The organism is Stenotrophomonas sp. 2619 (assembly GCF_040548725.1).
Lineage (GTDB): Bacteria > Pseudomonadota > Gammaproteobacteria > Xanthomonadales > Xanthomonadaceae > Stenotrophomonas > Stenotrophomonas maltophilia_AP.
The window spans coordinates 1-20,308 of sequence record NZ_JBEPSF010000025.1 but is presented as its reverse complement, the minus strand read 5'-3'; the positions used below and the strand labels follow the sequence as shown (position 1 = coordinate 20,308).

General features: G+C 69.4%; 16 protein-coding genes. 12 read left to right on the top strand and 4 right to left on the bottom strand.

The genetic code is table 11. From position 1 onward, the window contains the following. Nucleotides 1-2: 2 nt before the first annotated feature. Nucleotides 3-710 (top strand): tRNA (adenosine(37)-N6)-threonylcarbamoyltransferase complex dimerization subunit type 1 TsaB, encoded by a 708-nt coding sequence (gene tsaB, locus ABIA71_RS19825; protein WP_354287573.1) that lies wholly within the window; start codon nucleotides 3-5, stop codon nucleotides 708-710. Nucleotides 711-809: 99 nt separating this feature from the next. On the opposite strand, the gene ABIA71_RS19820 is transcribed toward tsaB, so the two are convergent. Together ABIA71_RS19820 and gshB are read right to left on the bottom strand one after the other, a co-directional pair. Continuing rightward, nucleotides 810-1,697 (bottom strand): energy transducer TonB family protein, encoded by an 888-nt coding sequence (locus ABIA71_RS19820; protein WP_354287571.1) that lies wholly within the window; start codon nucleotides 1,695-1,697, stop codon nucleotides 810-812. Then, nucleotides 1,694-2,644 carry a glutathione synthase gene (gshB, locus tag ABIA71_RS19815; protein ID WP_128097898.1) on the bottom strand — a complete coding sequence of 317 codons (951 nt, stop codon included), beginning with the start codon at nucleotides 2,642-2,644 and terminating at the stop codon, nucleotides 1,694-1,696. The genes ABIA71_RS19820 and gshB overlap by 4 nt, the downstream gene beginning before the upstream one ends. Before the next feature lie 247 nt (nucleotides 2,645-2,891). Here gshB and pilG point away from each other — a divergent pair, with 247 nt between their 5' ends. The 7 genes from pilG to ABIA71_RS19780 all read left to right on the top strand — a co-directional run bounded on the left by pilG (nucleotide 2,892) and on the right by ABIA71_RS19780 (nucleotide 15,100). Then, a complete protein-coding gene (pilG, locus tag ABIA71_RS19810) occupies nucleotides 2,892-3,293 on the top strand; it encodes a twitching motility response regulator PilG (RefSeq protein ID WP_017356958.1) in 402 nt (133 codons plus the stop codon). Between the two features lie 17 nt (nucleotides 3,294-3,310). After that, the gene (locus ABIA71_RS19805) at nucleotides 3,311-3,673 is read left to right on the top strand and encodes a response regulator transcription factor (RefSeq protein WP_038686783.1); all 363 of its coding nucleotides are present in this window, start codon (nucleotides 3,311-3,313) and stop codon (nucleotides 3,671-3,673) included. Further along, a complete protein-coding gene (locus ABIA71_RS19800; protein WP_038686785.1) occupies nucleotides 3,673-4,203 on the top strand; it encodes a chemotaxis protein CheW in 531 nt (176 codons plus the stop codon). Before ABIA71_RS19805 ends, ABIA71_RS19800 begins: the two co-directional genes overlap by 1 nt. Nucleotides 4,204-4,247: 44 nt before the next feature. After that, complete coding sequence (locus tag ABIA71_RS19795; protein WP_038686787.1) at nucleotides 4,248-6,284, top strand: methyl-accepting chemotaxis protein; 2,037 nt, start codon at nucleotides 4,248-4,250, stop codon at nucleotides 6,282-6,284. A gap of 94 nt (nucleotides 6,285-6,378) precedes the next feature. Beyond that, nucleotides 6,379-13,269 (top strand): Hpt domain-containing protein, encoded by a 6,891-nt coding sequence (locus ABIA71_RS19790; protein WP_354287568.1) that lies wholly within the window; start codon nucleotides 6,379-6,381, stop codon nucleotides 13,267-13,269. Beyond that, entirely contained in the window at nucleotides 13,256-14,593 is a 1,338-nt protein-coding gene (locus ABIA71_RS19785; protein ID WP_354287566.1) for a chemotaxis protein CheB, read from the top strand. The genes ABIA71_RS19790 and ABIA71_RS19785 overlap by 14 nt, the downstream gene beginning before the upstream one ends. Before the next feature lie 33 nt (nucleotides 14,594-14,626). Beyond that, a complete protein-coding gene (locus ABIA71_RS19780) occupies nucleotides 14,627-15,100 on the top strand; it encodes a chemotaxis protein CheW (RefSeq protein WP_038686792.1) in 474 nt (157 codons plus the stop codon). Nucleotides 15,101-15,317: 217 nt separating this feature from the next. On the opposite strand, the gene ABIA71_RS19775 is transcribed toward ABIA71_RS19780, so the two are convergent. Then, complete coding sequence (locus ABIA71_RS19775; RefSeq protein WP_354287564.1) at nucleotides 15,318-16,052, bottom strand: 16S rRNA (uracil(1498)-N(3))-methyltransferase; 735 nt, start codon at nucleotides 16,050-16,052, stop codon at nucleotides 15,318-15,320. Then, entirely contained in the window at nucleotides 16,043-17,434 is a 1,392-nt protein-coding gene (bioA, locus tag ABIA71_RS19770) for an adenosylmethionine--8-amino-7-oxononanoate transaminase (RefSeq protein ID WP_354287562.1), read from the bottom strand. Before bioA ends, ABIA71_RS19775 begins: the two co-directional genes overlap by 10 nt. A gap of 50 nt (nucleotides 17,435-17,484) precedes the next feature. On the opposite strand from bioA, the gene nudE reads away from it, so the two are divergent. Genes nudE through ABIA71_RS19750 form a run of 4 tightly spaced genes read left to right on the top strand, consistent with a single transcriptional unit; the run spans nucleotide 17,485 to nucleotide 19,988 of the window. Beyond that, nucleotides 17,485-18,033 (top strand): ADP compounds hydrolase NudE, encoded by a 549-nt coding sequence (nudE, locus tag ABIA71_RS19765; RefSeq protein ID WP_128097892.1) that lies wholly within the window; start codon nucleotides 17,485-17,487, stop codon nucleotides 18,031-18,033. Further along, nucleotides 18,030-18,833 (top strand): 3'(2'),5'-bisphosphate nucleotidase CysQ, encoded by an 804-nt coding sequence (gene cysQ, locus ABIA71_RS19760; protein WP_354287560.1) that lies wholly within the window; start codon nucleotides 18,030-18,032, stop codon nucleotides 18,831-18,833. Before nudE ends, cysQ begins: the two co-directional genes overlap by 4 nt. Nucleotides 18,834-18,855: 22 nt before the next feature. Then, nucleotides 18,856-19,668, top strand: coding sequence for a nucleoside triphosphate pyrophosphohydrolase (gene mazG / locus ABIA71_RS19755; RefSeq protein WP_354287558.1), 813 nt, complete (start codon nucleotides 18,856-18,858; stop codon nucleotides 19,666-19,668). After that, the gene (locus tag ABIA71_RS19750) at nucleotides 19,665-19,988 is read left to right on the top strand and encodes a YnfA family protein (protein WP_354287556.1); all 324 of its coding nucleotides are present in this window, start codon (nucleotides 19,665-19,667) and stop codon (nucleotides 19,986-19,988) included. The genes mazG and ABIA71_RS19750 overlap by 4 nt, the downstream gene beginning before the upstream one ends. The last annotated feature ends 320 nt before the right edge of the window (nucleotides 19,989-20,308 follow it).

The window sequence follows — 20,308 nt, the reverse complement described above, 5'->3', positions numbered from 1 at the left end:
CCATGAAACTGCTCGCCTTTGAAACCGCCACCGAAGCCTGTTCCGTCGCCCTGTATGTGGATGGGCAGGTGCTTGAGCGGTTCGAGATCGCCCCGCGCCGCCATGCCGAGCTGAGCCTGCCGTGGGCCGAGGCACTGCTGGCCGAGGCCGGCGTTGCGCGTTCGCAGCTGGATGCCATCGCGCTGGGGCGCGGCCCGGGCGCGTTCACGGGGGTACGCCTGGCCATCGCCATCGCACAGGGCATCGCCCTGGCGCTGGACCGCCCGCTGGTGCCGGTGTCCACGCTGCAGGTACTGGCGCTGCGCGCGCCGACCGACGCCGACCAGGTGCTCAGCAGCATCGATGCCCGCATGGGCGAGGTGTACGTGGCGCGCCAGGTCCGCGTGGACGGGCAGTGGCAGCTGCAGGGCGAAGAGATCGTCTGTGCGCCCGAGGCGGTGGTCCTGCCCGAAGGCACCCGCTGGTTCGGCGTGGGCACCGGCTTCGGCGCCGCCGAGGGGCTGCTGGCCACGCGCCTGGCCGATCAGCTCGACGGCGTCGATGCACAGGCGCTGCCGCGTGCATCGGACCTGTTGACGCTGGCGGTGCCGGCGTTCGCGCGCCGCGAGGGCATGGCGCCGGAACGGGTCGAGCCGGCCTACCTGCGCAACAACGTAGCGCTGACGCTGGTGGAACAGCAGGCCGCCCGCGCCGCCAAGGCCGCCCGGTAGAGCCGACCGTCGGTCGGCTGATCCATCCCCGGGTAGAGCCGACCGTTGGTCGGCTGCGCACCACCGGGTGGACCCAACCATCGGTCGGCTATCGCCACCTCACCGGTCGTCGCGCAACGTACCGCCGGGCAGGAACGCCCACGTCCGCGTCACCTGCAGGATCTCCACACCGTCCTCGGTCTTGGGCAGCGGCGGGAAGGGCTGCGCCAGGCGCACCACGCGCAGGGCGGCTTCATCCAGCAACGGGGTGCCGCTGCTGCGCAGGATCCGTGCGCTTTCCACGCTGCCGTCGCGGCGCACGCCCACGGTGATCACCACCTGGCCGCCGAGGCGGCGCTGGCGGGCTTCGTCGGGGTAATTGAGGTTGCCCACGCGTTCGGCGCGGTCCACCCACGCCCGCAGGTAGTTGGCGTAGGCGTATTCCTTGGTGCTGGCCGACACGAACTTGCGGTTCGGGCGCTTGGCGTACTGCGCCGAGCGCAGGTGCACCTCGGCGGCCAACCGGGCCATTTCCGCGTCGCGTTGCTCGCGCGCATTCAGCGGGGCCTCCGGCTGCGGGTGCTCGGGCACTGGCTGCGGCTGCGCGCTGGCCACCTGCTCGGTGCTGTTGCGGCTGGACACCACCCGCGCCTGCGGGGGCGGCGGGCTGGCCGCATCCTGGCGCTGCTGCGGCACCGGCGACAGCCCGGCCTGCGGCTGCGGCACAATGCCGGCCTGGTTGTCGCGCGGGCGCTGGGCCTTGTCGTGGTCGCCGCCGCCCTGCTGGTTGGCCTGGGCCAGGAAATCGGCCTGTTTGGGCGTCAGCGCGGTCTGGGTCTGGCTGAAGATCACCTCCAGGGTGGGCACCAGCGCGGCCTTGTCGCTCACCGCAAAGCCCACCCCCAGGATCAACAGCGCATGCACCAGCAGCGACAGCGCCAGGGTCGCGCCCAGGCGCTGCGATTCGCGCGCCTGCAGCGGCAGCAGCGGTGCGGCCGTCGCACTCATCGCGGCAGGCCGGCCTCGATCGCGTCGAACAGGGTGCCGGCGATGTTCAGCCCGAACTGGGCATCCAGCTCGCGCACGCAGGTGGGGCTGGTGACGTTCACTTCGGTCAGGTAATCGCCGATCACGTCCAGGCCGACAAAGCGCATGCCGCGGCGCTTCATCTCCGGCCCGACCTGGGCAGCGATCCAGCGGTCGCGGTCGCTCAGCGGGCGGCCTTCACCGCGGCCACCGGCGGCCAGGTTGCCGCGGAATTCGTCGCCCTGCGGGATCCGCGCCAGGCAGTAGTCCACCGGCTCGCCGTCGACCAGCAGGATGCGCTTGTCGCCGGCGGTGATGTCCGGGATGAACTTCTGCGCCAGGGCCAGCGTGCGCTCGCCGTCGGTCAGGGTTTCCAGGATCACGTTGAGGTTGGGGTCGCCGGTGCCGCTGCGGAAGATCGAGCGCCCGCCCATGCCGTCCAGCGGCTTGAGCACGGCCTGGCCATGTTCGAGCACGAAGGCCTTCAGGTCGGCGTTGCGGCGGCTGACCAGGGTCGGCGGGCAGCACTGCGGGAACAGCAGCGCGGCCAGCTTCTCGTTGAAATCGCGCAGCCCCTGGGGGTCGTTGACCACCAGCGCGCCGGCCTGCTGGGCCACGCTGAGCACATGGGTGTCGTAGATGAATTCGGCATCCACCGGCGGGTCCTTGCGCATCAGCACGACCTGGCCGGGGCCGAACACGGTCTGGCTGAATTCGCCCAGGGTGAACCAGTCGGCCTTGTCCTCGCGCACCTGCAGCGGCGCGGTGCGGGCCACCGCCTGGCCGTCGCGCAGGGCCAGCCCGCCCGGGCTGACGTAGTGCAGGGCGTGACCGCGGCGCTGGGCTTCCAGCAGCATCGCGAAGGTGGTGTCCTTGGCAATCTTGATATGGGCGATGGGGTCCATCACCACGATGACATTCAACGGCATGGTCGCAACCTGGCGGGCAGGGCGATGATGGTAGCCGCAACCGGGGCCGGTTGCCTGCCCGGCGGGGTGCAACGCTGCGTCCGCCGGGGCCCGGGTTTGCGCAAAACCGGCCGATCCGGCCCGGTCCGACCCGTCTGCGGCTTGGCTGAAGTGGCCGCGCTTGTAGCCTGCGCGGGAAGTGCGATATAGATACGCTTTCGCAGCGACGCCGGACCAAGCAGAAGCGTCGCGCGCCCGGGGAAAGGTAATGACTGAAAACATGGCTGCGGGTGGGGAACTCGCAGGGCTTAGGGTCATGGTCATCGACGATTCAAAGACCATTCGCAGGACCGCCGAAACACTGCTCAAGCGCGAAGGCTGCGAGGTGGTGACCGCGACCGATGGTTTCGAGGCGTTGGCCAAGATCGCCGACCAACAGCCGCAGATCATCTTCGTGGACATCATGATGCCGCGGCTGGATGGCTATCAGACCTGTGCGCTGATCAAGGGCAACCAGCTGTTCAAGTCGACCCCGGTGATCATGCTGTCCTCCAAGGACGGCCTGTTCGACAAGGCGCGCGGGCGCATCGTCGGCTCGGAGCAGTACCTGACCAAGCCATTCACGCGTGAAGAACTGCTGGGTGCCATCCGCACATACGTCAACGCCTGACCAGGGGGAAAGGCACAATGGCTCGAATCGTTCTGATCGAGGATTCACCGACCGACCGCGCGGTGTTCACGCAGTGGTTGACCAAGGCCGGGCACGAAGTACTGGAAGCGGACAACGCCGAGGACGGGCTGGTGCTCGTGCGCGAGCATGCGCCGCAGCTGGTGCTGATGGACGTGGTCCTGCCGGGCATGAGTGGCTTTCAGGCCACCCGTGCGATGGCGCGTGACGCGGCCATCAAACATATTCCGGTCGTCATCGTCAGCACCAAGGCGATGGAGACCGACAAGGCGTGGGGGCTGCGCCAGGGGGCGGCCGACTACATCGTCAAGCCGCCGCGCGAGGAGGAACTGATCGCGCGGATCAACCAGTTGGTGGTCTGATGCGTTCTCCTTTCGACATCCTCGAAGCCTACGAACGGCGCAGCCTGGCCCATGCCGTGCAGCTGCCCGAGCGTCAGTTCGCGCAGGACCTGTGGCGTGGCGTCGGTTACCGCGTGGGCAAGCGCCACCTGGTGTCGGATTTCCGCGAAGTGGTTGAAATCGTGCCGATGCCGCCGATCACCCCGGTGCCCGGCGCGCAGCCGTGGCTGCTGGGCGTGGGCAACCTGCGCGGCAACCTGTTCCCGGTGGTGGACCTGAAGTATTTCCTGGAAGGCGAGCGCACCGTGCACCAGGAAGGCCAGCGCGTGTTGATCATGCGCCAGGCCGGCGGCGACGTCGCGCTCACCATCGATGAACTGTTCGGCCAGCGCAGCTTCGACCAGGGCCAGGACATCGCCATCGGCGACCTCGCCAGCGGCCGCTATGCCCACTTCATCGACCGTGCCTTCCACGGCGATGGCCACGATTGGGGCGTGTTCTCGCTGTCGCTGCTGTCGCGCACTCCCGAATTCAGGCAGGCCGCGGCCTGATCGCTGCCGCCTGTCTCACCGTATTTGATGATCGAGGTTGAACGATGAGTACTACTTCGGAATCCGCCAAGGCCGGCAAGCTCGGGTCGGTGGGAACCAATTTCTGGCTCGGCCTGCTGGCCCTGTCGATGATCGTGTTCGGCGTCAACACCGGCGTCGCCACCTGGCAGGGCAGTCGCCTGGCCGGCGCCAGTACCGGCGCGGCCGATCTGCAGGTGTTGTCCCAGCAGCTGGCCAACCAGGGCCGTGAAGCGGTCTCGGGCAACGCCCAGGCGTTCACCGCGTTCAAGGACACCAAGACCCGCATCGAGAGCACGGTGAGCAGCCTGCAGGGCCGCTACGGCTCCGAAGCGAACGTGTCCGGCCCGCTCACCCAGCTCAGCCAGACCTGGGAGCCGCTCGGCAAGAGCGCAGCCCAGCTGGTGGCCAGTGAGCCGGCAGTGCTGGCCCTGGCCGGCAACGCCAACAACTTCGTCAACGGCGTGCCGGCACTGCAGGCACAGCTGAACGAGGTGGTGCGTGCGATGTCCGCCGGCGGTGCCCCGGCCTCGCAGGTGTACAACGCGCTGCAGCAGGTGGTGGTGGTGGGCTCGATGGCCCGCCGGGTCACCGAAATGCGCGCCGGTGGTGCCAATGCCGCCGCCGCGGGCGACGCGCTCGCCCGCGACTCGGTGGTGTTCACCCAGGTGCTGGACGCCCTGCGCAACGGCAACGAAGAACTGGGCATCACCCCGGTGCGCAATGCCGGCGCGCTGGCGGCGCTGGAGCAGTCCCAGAAGCAGTGGGACACCATGAAGAAGGACGCCGACGCGATCCTGGCCAGCTCGCGCCAGCTGTTCTCGGCGCAGTCCTCGGCGGCCGCGCTGACCGGTGGTGCCACCCGCATGCTGGACGACAGCAAGAAGCTGTTTGAAGCGTTCTCCTCGTTCGGTTCGGTGCGCGACACGCGCCTGTTCCCGAACTTCTGGCTGGGCGTGATTTCCGGTGCGCTGTCGCTGATCGCCATCATCGGCTTCGTCAGCAGCACCGTGCGCAGCCGTTCGCGCGAGCAGGACCTGCGTTACCAGACCCAGGTGGAATTCAACAGCCGCAACCAGCAGGCCATCATGCGGCTGCTGGACGAAATCAGCTCGCTGGGTGAAGGCGACCTGACGGTGAAGGCCTCGGTGACCGAGGACATGACCGGCGCGATCGCAGACGCCATCAACTACGCCGTGGACGAACTGCGCCACCTGGTGACCACCATCAACGACACCTCGGCCAAGGTCGCGCTGTCCACCCAGGAAACCCAGGCCACGGCCATGCAGCTGGCCGAAGCGGCGGGCCACCAGGCCAACCAGATCACCTCGGCCTCGGACCGCATCGGCGAAATCGCCTCGAGCATCGAACAGGTGTCGCGCAACTCGGCCGAGTCGGCCGACGTGGCACAGCGCTCGGTGGTGATCGCCGCCGAAGGCGCCGGCGTGGTCCGCGAGACCATCCAGGGCATGGACCAGATCCGCGACCAGATCCAGGAAACCTCCAAGCGCATCAAGCGCCTGGGCGAGTCCTCGCAGGAGATCGGCTCGATCGTGGAACTGATCAACGACATTTCCGAGCAGACCAACATCCTGGCGTTGAACGCCGCGGTGCAGGCGGCCTCGGCCGGTGAGGCCGGCCGTGGTTTCGCCGTGGTGGCCGACGAAGTGCAGCGCCTGGCAGAACGCACCTCCGGTGCGACCCGACGCATCGAAGGCCTGGTCCAGGCCATTCAGGCCGATACCAACGAAGCGGTCAGCTCGATGGAGCAGACCACCGCCGAAGTGGTGTCCGGTGCACGCCTGGCCGAAGACGCCGGTACCGCACTGACTGAAATCGAACGCGTGTCCAACGCGCTCAACAACCTCATCAAGAACATCTCGATCGCCGCCCAGCAGCAGTCGTCGGCCGCCTCGGACATCACCCGCACCATGGGCGTGATCCGGCAGATTACCGGCCAGACCTCGCAGGGTGCGGGACAGACCGCCGAGTCGATCGGTCATTTGGCACAGCTGGCGGCCGACCTGCGCCGCTCGGTTGCCGACTTCAAGCTGCCGGCGTGAGCCGCGGGCAGGGCGGAGAGGGAAGGAATCAGCAGATGATGCATCGCGATAATCCACAGCACGACACGCGCGCGCCCCTGCCGGGAGACCTGGCATGAGCACGCTGCGCGATGCCATGAGCCACGCCGCCCTGGGCTGGGTCAAGCCGGAACTGGACGAAACCCTGCGCCAGGTGCGCAACGAGGTGGAGTACTACGCCGAAGACCCCTCCGATGCCGGCCGCATGCGCTTCTGCGCCGGCTACCTGCACCAGGTGCAGGGCACCCTGCGCATGGTGGAGTTGTATGCCCCGGCGATGGTGGCCGAAGAACTGGAGCAGCTGGCCAACGCCATCGGCGCCGGCGAGGTGCCCGACCGTGACGAAGCCTGCGCCACCCTGATGCGCGGCAGCGTGCTGCTGCCCGACTACCTGGAGCGCCTGCAGAACGGTCACCGCGACATTCCGATCGTGCTGCTGCCGCTGCTCAACGACATCCGTTCGGCACGCGCCGCACCGGGCATCAACGAAAGCGTGCTGTTCGCGTTCGCGCCGGACAGCGTCACCGCCACCGAGGCCGAGCTCGACCACGCCCGCGGCAGCCTGAGCGGCCGCAACCGCGAGCTGCTCGATACCGTGGGCAATGCGGTCAAGGAAGAGCTGCTGCGCATCAAGGACGCCTTGGACCTGCACCTGCGCACCGGCGGCGATCCGGTGCAGCTGCAGACCCAGGTCAATGAGCTGGGCGCGGTGGCCGATACCCTGGGCATGATGGGCCTGGGCGTGGCCCGCGGCGTGGTCGTGCAACAGCGCGATGCGCTGCGCGGCGTCGTCCAGGGCGAACAGCAGATCGACGAAAGCCTGCTGCTGGATATCGCCGGTGCGCTGCTGTACGTGGACGCTTCGCTGGACGACCAGGTCGCCCATCTGGGCGCCGGCGGCAGTGGCGAGGACGATCCGAGCGCAGTGGAGAACCGGCGCACGGTGGAGGTGCTGGCGCATGAAGCCATCGCCAATTTCGCCGCCGCCCGCGAGCACTTCGTCGCCTTCATCGAAACCAACTGGAACCACCAGCAGCTGCAGGAAGTGCCGCGCCTGCTGGGCGAGGTGTCCGGTGCGTTGCGCATGCTCGACCTGGCCACCCCGGCCGATTACCTGCAGGGTGTGCGCCAGTACATCACGGTGGAACTGATCGGCCGCCAGCGCGTGCCGAGCGGGCGCCAGCTGGATACCCTGGCCGATGCCATGGCCAGCCTGGAGTACTACCTCGAAGCCCTGCGCGAGCGACGCCCGGGCCGCGAGGAAATCCTCGACATCACCCGCACCAGCCTGGAAACCCTGCGTTACTGGCCGTTGCCGGACGCCAATGCGGCCCAGCCGGACACCACCGCCGAGGCCCTGCCGGTGGCTGCCGAGCCGATCGAGTTGACGCAGTGGGATGCGCCGTCGGTCGAGCCGATCGCCGTGCCCGTCACCCCGAGCGCACCGCCGCCGGGCAGCGTGCCGCCATCGTTCCCGGACTTCACCTTCGACCCGCTGCCTGACGCCGCCCTGGCCAGCGCAGCGGCAGCCGCCCCGTCGCTGGTGTTCGACGCATCGACCGCGCCCGCGCCGGAGGCCCCGCAGTGGACCCTGTCCGCCGAGGCCGACGCCACCACCGAACACGCCGAGCCCAGCTTCGCCCGTTTCGACCCGGTGATCGCCGAGGACAGCCCCGCGGTGCGCTGGGACGCGCTGCCGCCGATGCATGTCGCCCTGGATACGCTGGACGCCACCGACGCGGTGCACCCACAGGACGACACGCACGCGCAGGACGCGGTCTCCTTCAGCGGTGGGTTCGACCCCGTTGCCGCCGAGCACGACGCCCTGGAGTTCAGCGACGACCCCATCGAATTCACCTTCGATGCGCCGCTGCACAATGCCGGTGACGTGCTGTCGCTGCAGATCGACGATACCGTCGCGCCCGCCGTGGCGCCGGTGGCTGACGCCGCGCCCGACCTGGACGTGACCACGTTGCCGTCGTTCCTGCAGGCGACCGACACCCCTGCCGATGCGGACGCAGCCGCGCAGGATGTCGATGCCGCTGAGCACATCGACACGATCATTGCCGAATCGGTTGACGCTATCGAACCGACCCTGGTCGCAGACGACTACGTCGCCACAGACGCATCCGCCGATGCGGCAGCGCCGATCGACGCCGACGAACATGGCCGCGTTGACGACGGTGCTGCGCAGGATCCGACCCCGGTCGTGACCCACAGCAGCACCGGCGTGCATGCCGCCGTGATCGGCAAGATCGAGCTGGACGACGAGTCCGCGCGCTTCCTGGCCGAGCTGGATGCGGCCGCGGCGCAGTTCAGCACCGCGCCTGCGATCACCCCCGATGCGCTGGCCGCGGTATCGCCGGCCAATGCGGTCAGTGAGACCGACAGCATCGACGCCGGCTTCGAAGACGATGGCGAGAACATCGACCAGGACATCCGCGAAGTCTTCATCGAAGAGTTCGACGAGGAACTGGTCAACCTTGGCAACCTGCTGCCGGTCTGGCGCGCCGCGCCGGACAACCTGGACCGCCTGCGTCCGATCCGTCGCGTGTTCCACACGCTGAAGGGCAGCGGCCGCTTGGTGGGCGCGCGCACCCTGGGCGAGTTCAGCTGGAAAATCGAAGGCATGCTCAACCGCGTGCTCGACGGTACCCGGCCGGCCACCCCGGCCGTGGTGGCCATGGTCACCCAGGCGTATGAGGTGCTGCCGCAGCTCAACGCCGCGCTGCGCGGCCAGGGCCGCGTGACGGCCGACCTGCAGGCCATGCAGGCCATTGCCGATCGCGTGGCGGCCGGCGAAGAAACCTTCCATGTGCCGCTGCAGCGGGCCGCGCCGGTCGTGGCCGCCCCGGTGGAGGTGGTCGACGTCGTCGAAGCCGTCGACGCCAGCGACGCCGTCGAGGCCAGCGGTACGCCGGCCAACATCGACGAAGTGCTGCGCGAAATCCTCGAAGCCGAGGTGGATACCCATCAGGCCACGTTGCAGGCCTGGCTGCGCGAGGCCAGCGTGGCCCCGCAGCCGGTCACCGACAGCCTGCTGCGCGCGGTGCACACCATGAACGGTGCGTTCGCGATGACCGACGTGCCCGAGATCACCGCCGTCACCGGGGGCGCCGAGAGCTTCATCAAGCGCTCGCTGGCCGCCGATACCACCCCGGACGCCGATGGCGTGGACGCGCTGTCGGCCACCGCCGAGGCGATCACCGCGACCATGACGGCCCTGCAGGCCGACGCACCGCGTATTCCGGTGCAGGCCGCGCTTGCTGCCCGCCTGCAGGCCCTGGCCGACACGCTGCCCGAAGCGCGCTGGCCGGCGCTGGTGGCTGACGATGAAGAAGACGATCTGGCCTTCGCGCAGGATGCGCTGGACGGCGATGCCGTCGACCCGGCCGCTGTCGAGACCCAGGCCGTGGAACTGGACGCTGTCGCATCCCACGATGCAACCGTGCCGGTGGCCGGTGACGACGTCGCCGCCAACGACGATGACGCCCTGGCCACGCTGCCGCAGGCAGACGCGCAGGGCGCTTACGCCGGCCTGGACGACAGTGCCGATACCGACCTGCAGCTGGCCGAGATCGACGCCGACGGCCTGACCGTGGTCGAGCCGGTCGCCGGTGAAACCGCAGCGGTTGAAGTGGAGACCGGTGACGCGCTGGACGCCGATGCGCTGGTGGTGGACGAACTGACCGGCAGCGATGACCTGTCGGCGTATTTCGACGCCGATCTTCCGGTGAATGCCGCGCCCGTGGGCAACGCGACCACGCTGGACCACGCACAGCCTGACGCAGGCAGTGCCGCCCCGGGCGTCGCCGACGTCGCCGCATTCGACGCGGAACAGCACGACGCCGCCGCGGACGGGCAGGGCGCGCACGACGGTCTGGAGGCGGTCGAACTGACCGGCGCCGACGACCTGTCGCGCTTCTTCGACGCCGAGGTGACGCCGGTGGCCGAGGCGAACGACGTGGCTGCTGCCACGGGCGCCGCTGCGGACGACACCATGATCGATCACGCGGTCCTCGATGACGAGCCGGCGGTTGCTACCGTCGAAGCGTCCGACGCCGTGGCCGACGTCGAAGTGGACGCCGACGTCGAAGCCGAAACGACCGCCGAAGCAGATACCACCACCGCGCTGGACGCGCCGCTCGACGCAGCCGACGACGCAGCACCGGCCGTATCGGAACCGGCCGTATCGGAACAGGACCCGGGAGCCGACGATCAGGACACGCGCGACGCACTGGACGAAGCCCTGCCGCCGACGCCGGCGTTCGGCGAGCCGGTTGACGAGCAGCAGGCCCTGGATGACGGTCTGACCGTGATCGACGCGCCGCAGGCCGACGACGCGGCCGACAGCGTGCTGGGCCTGGATTCCACCCACGACGCACAGGAACAGCCCGAGGAGGCCGACGCCTTCGCCGAGGATGCGGTCGAGACCGAAACCGCACCCGAAACCGCTGCGCCGACGCCGTTCTTCGAACTCGAAGATGCGCCGTTGGCCGCCGCTGGCGCATCGGTCGTCGCGCTCTCCACGCATGAAGAACCGGCCGCCCCGGCCGAGGCAACCGGTGCCGACGACACCGCGCTCGACACCGAGGCCGATGACGAAGAAGACAGCGCCGACGCGCTGGACTTCAGCGTGCTCGACCAGGAGCTGGTCGATATCTTCGTGGAAGAAGGCAAGGACCTGCTCGACCATTGCGATGGCCTGATCAGCGAACTGCGCGCCGCGCCGAACGACCGCGACGTCATCGCCGGCCTGCAGCGTGACCTGCACACCCTCAAGGGTGGCGCACGCATGGCCGGGATCAACCCGATTGGCGACCTGGGCCATGGCATCGAATCGCTGCTGGAAGCCGTGGCGGCCAACCGCACCGACATCGACCGCAGCGACGTTCACCTGCTTGAACGTGGCTTCGATCGCCTGCACCAGCTGCTGACCCGTACCGGTCAGCACCGCAGCGTGGCGATGCCCGACGACCTGATCCATGCCTTCGAACAGCGCACGCTGGGCCGGGTGGACGTGGCCGTGGACACCCCTGCCGACACCGTGCAGGACAGCGCACCGGTCGAGGTCGATACCGCCGTCGCCGCGGCGCCGCTCTCGGCACCGGTGCCGCTGGAAACCAGCAGCGACGACGATGCCCTGGCCCGTCCGCAGCAGGAACAGGTGCGCGTGCGCGCCGATCTGCTCGACCGCCTGGTCAACCACGCCGGTGAAGTGGCGATCTACCGCTCGCGCCTGGAACAGCAGCTGGGCGCCTTCCGTGGCGCCATGGGCGAACTGGACCGCACCAACGCGCGTCTGCGCGACCAGTTGCGCCGTCTGGACCTGGAAACCGAAGCGCAGATCGTTGCCCGCTACCAGCGCGAGCAGGACCAGGCCGACCACAAGTTCGACCCGCTGGAACTGGACCGCTTCTCCACGCTGCAGCAGCTCAGCCGTGCGCTGAACGAGTCTGCCGCCGACTTGGGCGGCCTGCAGGGCGTGCTGGACGACCTGTCGCGCCAGTACGACGTGCTGCTGCAACAGCAGTCGCGGGTCAGCTCGGAACTGCAGGACGGCCTGATGCGTGCGCGCATGGTGCCCTTCGATGGTCTGGTGCCGCGCCTGCGTCGGGTGGTCCGCCAGGCTGGCCAGGACACCGGCAAGCAGGTCCACGTGATCCTGGAAGGCACCCACGGCGAACTGGACCGCAACGTCCTGGACCGCATGGTCGCGCCGCTGGAACACATGCTGCGCAACTCGGTTGCCCACGGGCTGGAAACCCCGGAACAGCGCCGCGCTGCCGGCAAGCCCGAGGAAGGCGAAATTGCCATCCGTCTGCGCCGCGAAGGCTCGGAAATCGTGCTGGAAGTGGCCGACGACGGCGCCGGGCTGGACCGCGAGGCGATCCGTCGCCGCGCCGAACAGCGTGGCCTGGTGCAGGCCGATGCCGTGCTCGGCGACGCCGAACTGGACGCGATGATCTTCTCGCCCGGGTTCAGCACCGCCGACCAGGTCAGCCAGCTGGCCGGCCGTGGCGTGGGCATGGACGTGGTGCACAACGAAGTGCGACAGCTGGGCGGCTCGGTGGATATCCACTCGGTGCGTGGCCAGGGCGTCACCTTCACCCTGCGCCTGCCGCAGACGCTGGCGGTCACCCAGGCGGTGTTCGTGCAGATCGGCGAAACCACCTATGCGGTGCCGGTGGCCTCGGTCAGCGGTATCGGCCGGATCTCGCGCGAGCGCTTTGAAACCATCGACGGCGACTACCACTACGGTGGCGAAGCCTTCGCCCTGCACGACCTGGGGACGCTGGTGGGCCAGGGCCCGGCGCGTGCCGAGGGCCAGGCCCAGGTGCCGCTGCTGCTGGTGCGTGCCGGTGAACTGCGTGCGGCCGTGGCGATCGACCAGGTGCTGGGCAACCGCGAAATCGTGGTCAAGCCGGTGGGCCTGCAGATCGCCTCGGTGCCGGGTATCTACGGCGCCACCATCACCGGCGATGGCCGCGTGGTGGTCATCCTCGACGTGGCACCGCTGGTCCGCCGCTTCCAGGCCAACCCGCACAAGCCGATCGCCGTGACCAGCCAGGTCAGCGACCGCCAGGCACCGTTGGTGATGGTGGTCGACGATTCGCTGACCATGCGCAAGGTCACCGGCCGCATCCTGGAGCGCCACAACTTCGAAGTGGCGGTGGCCCGCGATGGCGTGGAAGCGCTCGAGCGGCTGGAGGAACGGGTCCCCGACCTGATGCTGCTGGACATCGAAATGCCGCGCATGGATGGCTATGAACTGGCCACGGCGATGCGCGCCGATCCGCGCTACAAGGATGTGCCGATCGTGATGATCACCTCGCGCAGTGGCGACAAGCACCGTCAGCGCGCCTTCGAAATCGGCGTCCAGCGTTACCTGGGCAAGCCTTACCAGGAACTGGACCTGATGCGAAACGTGTACGACCTGCTGGGGATCGCCCGTGTCCGCGAATGACCTGCCTTTGCTGTTGTCGGTAGCGCTGCTGGCGCGCCCGGGGCAGGCCCGCGAGCGCCTGCGCGAGGCGTTGGCCCAGGCCGGCGCCACCCTGGTGCTGGAAGAGGACCCCAACACGCTGGACGTGCAGGTGCTGCGCGACGCGGCGCCGGGGGCGGTGCTGATCGCGCTGGAACCGGCGATCGAGGACGCGCTGGAGCGCCTGGACCCGGTGCTGGGTTCGCCGTCGCTGACCCTGATCTTCGACGAAGCCGAACTGGCCGCCCGTCGTGAAGGCTGGGAAGCGCAGCGCTGGGCACGGCACCTGGTGGCCAAGCTGCACGGCCACCACGACGTGTTGCCGCCGGGTTCGGAACAGGACACGCTGCTCCAGCCCGAGCCTGGCATGCCGACCACCCCGGCCGAACTGCATGCCGATGCCCCGCTGGACTTCCATGTCCGCGAGGCCTTCGATGCCGCCGCGGACGTTCCTGCCGATGGCCTGTACCAGGCCCCGGATGCAGTGAGCGAACCGATGTCGCTGGAAGAAGCGCTGGCCGCCCTGCAGCCGCCGCCGGCCGCTGCCACCGCCTCGGGCCCGCCGCCGGTGCCGGCCTCGGCGCCACCGGCCGCCGCCCGCGTGCCGCTGGGCGACCACAGCAGCTGGTCGCTGGTGGACGACAGCGCCGACACCGCCGCCGTGGCGCCCGCAAGCGCCTCGGCCACTGCCGACGCCGCACCGCCGCCGCTGTCTGCGTTCGATATCGAACGGCTGTCGCTGGTCGAACTGGAGGCCGAGCGCCCCAACGACGGCGCGGCCGCAGGGGCCGTACTGGTACTGGCCGGTATCGGCGGGCCGGACGCGCTGCGTCGCCTGCTGGCCACGCTGCCGGCGGGGCTGGCCACGCCGGTGCTGGTGCACATGCGCCTGGATGGCGGTCGCTACGGCAACCTGGTCAAGCAGATGGCGCGCGTGTCGGCGTTGCCGGTGCTGCTGGCCGAAGCCGGGCAGCCGGTCCAGGCCGGCAACGCCTACATCCTGCCGGACGACGTCGGCCTGACCGAACGCCAGCGCGGCCTGTACTTCCAGGGCGACGCACAGGGCGTCCAGGTGGCCACGCTGCCGCCGGCGCATAGCGCCGTGGTGCTGCTCAGTGGCGCCGACATGGCCCATGTCGACGACGTGCTGGCCCTGGCCGCCGCAGGCGCCTGGGTGGGCGCACAGGTCGGCGAAGGCTGCTACGACCCTGCCGCGGCCAACGCCGCGGTGGCCGCCGGGATGGACGCGGGCGAGCCGCCGCAGCTGGCCCACAGCATCGTCGAACGTTGGGGTGTGAGCGAGTAATCGCCGCGCCGTACCCTTTTCAGGAATCACGCCATGAGTTACGCCAGCAACGACGAAATCCGCGGGGTATTGATCCAGGCCGGGCACGAACGCGTGCTGCTGCCCAATGCCACCGTGGCCGAGATGATGTCCAAGGTGGCCGTGCAGGGCGTGCCGGACGCACCGGCCTGGCTGGTCGGCCAGATTGCCTGGCACGGGTGGGACGTGCCGCTGCTGTCGTTCGCGCGGTTGTCCGGGCTGGGCGACGAACTGGTCACCAGCAACAACAAGGTGGTGGTGCTCAAGGCGCTGGGCGGCAATGCGAAGCGTCCGTATTTCGCGCTGCTCACCCAGACCTTCCCGCAGCTGATCTCGGTGCCGCGTGACGGCCTGCTGGCCGACGCCTCCGAGGAAACCCTGCCGCAGGGCGTGCACATGCGCGTGCTGCTGGGCGAGCAGAGCGCGCTGCTGCCCGACCTGGATGCGCTGGAAGCGGCGCTGGACGAGGCGTACCCGGTCGCGGGGTAGGTTCGCATTCGCGAAACCTCCCACGATCTGCGGCGCAGATCGTGGGCCCCCCGCAAACATTTCTCCAGATCCCCGCGCCTGGCGGCGCGCCCCCTTGACTCAAGGGGGCTGTTCCACCGGCTGGCTCGACGTGCGCTGGCACATCGCGCATCGGCTATTCGTGCACCCACCGGGATGGGGTAGCGACCAACCGTCGCTACCTACCGGAACGTGAGGGTCAGCCCAGGTCGCCCAGCCGCGCCTGTACCGCCGCGATGGCGGCCAACCCGGCCGTTTCGGTGCGCAGGATGCGCGGACCCAGTTGCAGTCCCTGGAAGCCCGCCTCGGCCAATGCCTGCCGATCCCGGGGCGACCAGCCGCCCTCCGGCCCAATGGCAATCACCACCCCGCCCGGTGCCGGCTGCAGGGTGGACAGACGATGCTCCCCCAGTGGGTCCAGCGTGAGCTTGAGCGCCTCGGCCGGCACCTGCCGTGCGGCGTCCAGCAGCGCCTGCGGCGCCGCAACGCGGGGCACCCGCGCACGCCCGGACTGCCCACACGCCGAGACCACCACGCTGTTCCAGTGCGCAAGCCGCTTTTCCGCGCGCGCCGCATCCAGTTTCACTTCGGTCCGCTCGGCGTTGACCGGCACGATCGCGTTGACCCCCAGTTCGGTGGCCTTCTGCAGGATCAGGTCCATCTTCTCGCCGCGGGCGATGCCCTGCAGCAGGGTGATGTGCAGCGGCGATTCGTTGGCTACCGCCAGCGCAGCGTCGATGCGCACCTGCGCATCGCGCTTGCCCACCACCACCAGGGTGGCGCTGTAATCGTGGCCGTCGCCGTTGAACAGCACGCAGCCGTCGCCCTCGCGCAGGCGCATCACCCGCACCAGGTGATTGGCCGCCTCTTCGGGCAGCGACAGGGTCTGGCCCACCGCCAGCGGGTTCTCGACATGGCACCGGGTCACGCGCATGCAACAGCCTCCTCGATCGCGGCCAGGGTGGTCTGGGCCAACAGGTCCAGGTGGTCGTCGTCCACGCAGTACGGCGGCATCCAGTACAGCACGTTGCCCAGCGGTCGCAGCACCACGCCACGCTTGAGCGCGGCGGTGTAGGCGTGCAGGCCCACCCGCGCCTCGGCCGGGAACGGCGTGCGCTTGTCGCCGTTGCGGGTCAGTTCGAAGGCCACCACCATCCCGGCCTGGCGCACGTCGGCCACGTGCGGGTGGTCGGTGAACGGGGCGGCCAGCGTGCGCATCACCTCGGCGGTGCTGCGGTTGCGCGCGATCACGTCCTCGCCGGCGAAGATGTCCAGCGTGGCCAGGGCCGCGGCGCAGGCCAGCGGATTGCCGGTGTAGCTGTGCGAGTGCAGGAAGGCGCGCTCGCGCGAATCGTCCAGGAACGCGTCGTACAGCGCCTGGGTGGCCAGCACCGCCGACAGCGGCAGGAAGCCGCCGGTCAGGCCCTTGGACAGGCACAGCAGGTCGGGCATCACCCCGGCCTGTTCGCAGGCGAACATCGTGCCGGTGCGCCCGAAGCCGGTGGCAATCTCGTCGGCGATCAGGAACGCGCCGTTGGCATCGCACAGTTCGCGCGCACGCTGCAGGTACACCGGGTCGTGCATGCGCATGCCGCCGGCGCACTGCAGGCGCGGCTCCAGGATCACCGCGCAGATCTCGCCGGGGTGCTGGTCGAACAGGGTGGCCAGCGCATCGGCGGCCTGGTGCGCACGTTGCGCGGCGGTCTGCCCGTCCTCGGCCAGGTAGGCGTCCGGCGACGGCGCAAACAGCGCCTCGGTCAGCAGCGGCGCATACACCCGGCGGTACAGCGGGATGTCGCCCACCGACAGCGCGCCCAGCGTCTCGCCGTGGTAGCCGTTCTCCAGCGCCACGAAGCGCGTGCGGTGGTGTTCGCCGCGGTTGCGGAAGTAGTGGAAGGCCATCTTCAGGGCCACCTCGACCCCGGCCGAACCGTTGTCGGCATAGAACACCTTGGCCAGCGGGTCGCGCCCGGCCTGGCGCGGGGCGATCGCCAGCAGGCGCTCGGCCAGCTCGACGGCCGGCTCATGGCTGAAGCCGGCCAGCATCACCTGTTCCAGTTGGGTGGCCTGCTGCGCGATGGCGCTCCCGATCCGCGGATGGGCATGGCCGAACAGATTGGTCCACCAGCTGCTCACCGCGTCCAGGTAGCGTTTGCCGTCGTGATCGATCAGCCACGGGCCTTCGCCACGCGCGATCGGCACCAGCGGCAGGGTGTCGGGGTGCTCGCGCATCTGCGTGCACGGATGCCACAGCACGGCCAGGTCGCGTTGCCGCCACCGATCGGCCAGCGTTAAGGGGGCTGGGTCTGCTAGCATTTCAGGCTCATGAAGACGTTTTCACCAGCTCCCATTCTAGAGATGCTCGCATGAGCCGTCGCCTGCCCATCATCCACAAGATCACGGACGAGCAGAGCGGGCCGTTCCAGCGCCAGCACCTTGACCTGGAATTCTCCAATGGCGAGCGCCGCCGCTTCGAGCGGCTGGTCAGCCATGGCCATGGCGCGGTGGTGGTGGTGCCGATGCTGGACGATGAGACGGTGCTGCTGGTGCGTGAATACGCCGCCGGCATGCACCGCTACGAGCTTGGCCTGGTCAAGGGCCGCATCGATGCCGGCGAAAGCCCCGAGCAGGCGGCCGACCGTGAGTTGAAGGAAGAGGCTGGTTACGGCGCCCGGCGCCTGGACGTGCTGCGGGCGATGACCCTGGCCCCCACCTACATGAGCCACCAGTCGTGGCTGGTGGTGGCACGCGACCTGTATCCCGAACGCCTGGTCGGCGACGAGCCCGAGGAACTGGAAGTGGTGCCCTGGAAGCTGGCCGAGCTGGACCAGCTGATGCTGCGTGAGGATTTTTCCGAGGGCCGATCACTGGCGGCGTTGTTCATCGCCCGGCAGTGGCTGGAACGCGGCGCATGATCAAACTCACCACCGATCTGCGCGAAACCGTCATCGCCATCGCCCAGGACGCCGCCGCCGCCATCATGGCCGTGTATGCCACGCCGTTCGACGTGACGATCAAATCCGACCACAGCCCGGTCACCGCCGCCGACCTGGCCGCCAACGCGGTGATCGAGCGCGGCCTGCAGCAGCTCACCCCGGACCTGCCGATCCTGTCCGAAGAGTCGGCCCAGGTGCCGTGGGACGTGCGCCAGCACTGGGGCGCCTACTGGCTGGTGGACCCGCTGGATGGCACCCGCGAGTTCGTCAAGCGCAACGACGAATTCAGCGTCAACATCGCACTCATCTACCAGGGCGCGCCGGCCTTCGGCGTGGTGCTGGCCCCGGTCAGCGGGATTGCCTGGCACGCCATGCGCGGGGAGCTGGCTTACCGCCGTCTGGGCATGCACGACACCGTGCTGCGCGCACGCGCACCGGCCACGGCGCCGCTGAAAGTGGCCGCCAGCCGCTCGCACCGCAGCGCGCAGACCGAGGCCCTGCTGGGGCGGATGGGCGATATCGAGGTGGTCGCGCAGGGCTCTTCGCTCAAGTTCTGCCGGATCGCAGAAGGCACGCTCGACGTCTACCCACGGCTTGGCCCGACCTCCGAATGGGACACCGCCGCCGGCCAGTGCGTGCTGCACGCGGCCGGGGGCGCGGTGCTGTCGGCGGCCACCGGCAAGCCGTTCCGCTACAACCGCCGCGAAAGCCTGTTGAACGGCGATTTCATCGCCCTCGGCGACACCCGCCTGCCATGGCGCGAGTGGTTGCCGGACTGACCCGCTGCCGAAGGAGTACTGGATGACCGCCACCGCTGAACTGGACCGCCTGCTGGGCATCATGGCGCGGCTGCGCGACCCGCGTGACGGCTGCCCTTGGGACCTGCAGCAGGATTTCTCCAGCATCGCCCCGTACACCATCGAGGAAGCCTACGAAGTTGCCGATGCGATCGACCGCGGTGATCTGGTCGACCTGCAGGACGAGCTGGGCGATCTGCTGCTGCAGGTGGTGTTCCATGCGCAGATGGCCAGCGAGCAGGGCGCGTTCGGCTTCGCCGAGGTGGCCCGCTCGATCAGCGACAAGATGCAGCGCCGCCACCCGCATGTGTTCGCGCAGGTGCAGGTCGACGGTGCCGAGGACGTGAACACGAACTGGGAGGCGATCAAGCGTGCCGAGCGCGCCGCCAAGGGCCATGCCGACACCTCCGCACTGGCCGGCATTTCGCGTGGCCTGCCGGAGTGGCAGCGGGCGATGAAGCTGCAGGCGCGCGCGGCGCGGGTTGGATTCGACTGGCCCGGCCCGGCCCCGGTAATCGACAAGGTGCGCGAGGAGCTGGACGAGGTGGCCGCCGAGTTCGCGCGCGGCGCGGTGGAGGACAACCACGCCCGCCTGCAGGAAGAACTGGGCGACCTGCTGTTCGTCTGCGCCAACCTGGCCCGCCACGCCAAGGTGGACGTGGGCGCGGCACTGCGCCAGGCCAACCACAAGTTCGAGCGCCGCTTCCGGGCAATGGAAGCGCAGGCCGAGGCTGCGGGTCATTCAATGGCAGCGCTGGACCTGGAGGCGCAGGAGCAGCTCTGGCAGCAGGCCAAGGCCGACGAAGCCACCCGGTGAAAACGCTGCTGCTGTTCATCCTCACCGCCGTGGCCGAAATCGTCGGCTGCTACCTGCCGTGGCTGTGGCTGCGCAAGGACGGCAGCGCCTGGCTGCTGTTCCCGGCGGCGGCCAGTCTGGCCCTGTTCGCCTGGCTGCTGACTCTGCATCCGGCGGCCAGTGGGCGCGTGTATGCGGCCTACGGCGGGGTCTACATCGGCACCGCGTTGATGTGGCTGTGGCTGGTGGACGGCATCCGTCCCAGCCGCTGGGACCTGCTCGGGGTCGGGCTGTGCCTGGCCGGCATGATGGTGATCATGTTCGCCCCGCGCACCGCGTAAACCGTTGCTGCCGGTCGCCGGCCGGCACCACGGAAACCATCCACGCACACGGTAGTGCCGGCCGCTGGCCGGCTCCACGGAAACCACCCACGCACACGGTAGTGCCGGCCGCTGGCCGGCTCCACGGAAACCTCCCACGCACGCGGCAGTGCCGGCCGCTGGCCGGCTCCACGGAAACCACCCACGCACGCGGCGGGGCCGGCCGCTGGCCGGCTCCACGGAAACCACCCACGCACACGGTAGTGGCGGGGGGGGGGGGGGGGCGCCCCGGGGGGGGGGGGGGCGCCCGCCCCCCCCCCCCCCCCCGGGAACCCCCGCTG

Bases quoted from the DNA above. Each gene is read 5' to 3' on its own strand.
- tsaB (WP_354287573.1), top strand. From the start codon at position 3: ATGAAACTGCTCGCCTTTGAAACCGCCACCGAAGCCTGTTCCGTCGCC.
- ABIA71_RS19820 (WP_354287571.1), bottom strand. From the start codon at position 1,697: ATGAGTGCGACGGCCGCACCGCTGCTGCCGCTGCAGGCGCGCGAATCG.
- gshB (WP_128097898.1), bottom strand. From the start codon at position 2,644: ATGCCGTTGAATGTCATCGTGGTGATGGACCCCATCGCCCATATCAAG.
- pilG (WP_017356958.1), top strand. From the start codon at position 2,892: ATGACTGAAAACATGGCTGCGGGTGGGGAACTCGCAGGGCTTAGGGTC.
- ABIA71_RS19805 (WP_038686783.1), top strand. From the start codon at position 3,311: ATGGCTCGAATCGTTCTGATCGAGGATTCACCGACCGACCGCGCGGTG.
- ABIA71_RS19800 (WP_038686785.1), top strand. From the start codon at position 3,673: ATGCGTTCTCCTTTCGACATCCTCGAAGCCTACGAACGGCGCAGCCTG.
- ABIA71_RS19795 (WP_038686787.1), top strand. From the start codon at position 4,248: ATGAGTACTACTTCGGAATCCGCCAAGGCCGGCAAGCTCGGGTCGGTG.
- ABIA71_RS19790 (WP_354287568.1), top strand. From the start codon at position 6,379: ATGAGCACGCTGCGCGATGCCATGAGCCACGCCGCCCTGGGCTGGGTC.
- ABIA71_RS19780 (WP_038686792.1), top strand. From the start codon at position 14,627: ATGAGTTACGCCAGCAACGACGAAATCCGCGGGGTATTGATCCAGGCC.
- ABIA71_RS19775 (WP_354287564.1), bottom strand. From the start codon at position 16,052: ATGCGCGTGACCCGGTGCCATGTCGAGAACCCGCTGGCGGTGGGCCAG.
- bioA (WP_354287562.1), bottom strand. From the start codon at position 17,434: ATGCTAGCAGACCCAGCCCCCTTAACGCTGGCCGATCGGTGGCGGCAA.
- nudE (WP_128097892.1), top strand. From the start codon at position 17,485: ATGAGCCGTCGCCTGCCCATCATCCACAAGATCACGGACGAGCAGAGC.
- cysQ (WP_354287560.1), top strand. From the start codon at position 18,030: ATGATCAAACTCACCACCGATCTGCGCGAAACCGTCATCGCCATCGCC.
- mazG (WP_354287558.1), top strand. From the start codon at position 18,856: ATGACCGCCACCGCTGAACTGGACCGCCTGCTGGGCATCATGGCGCGG.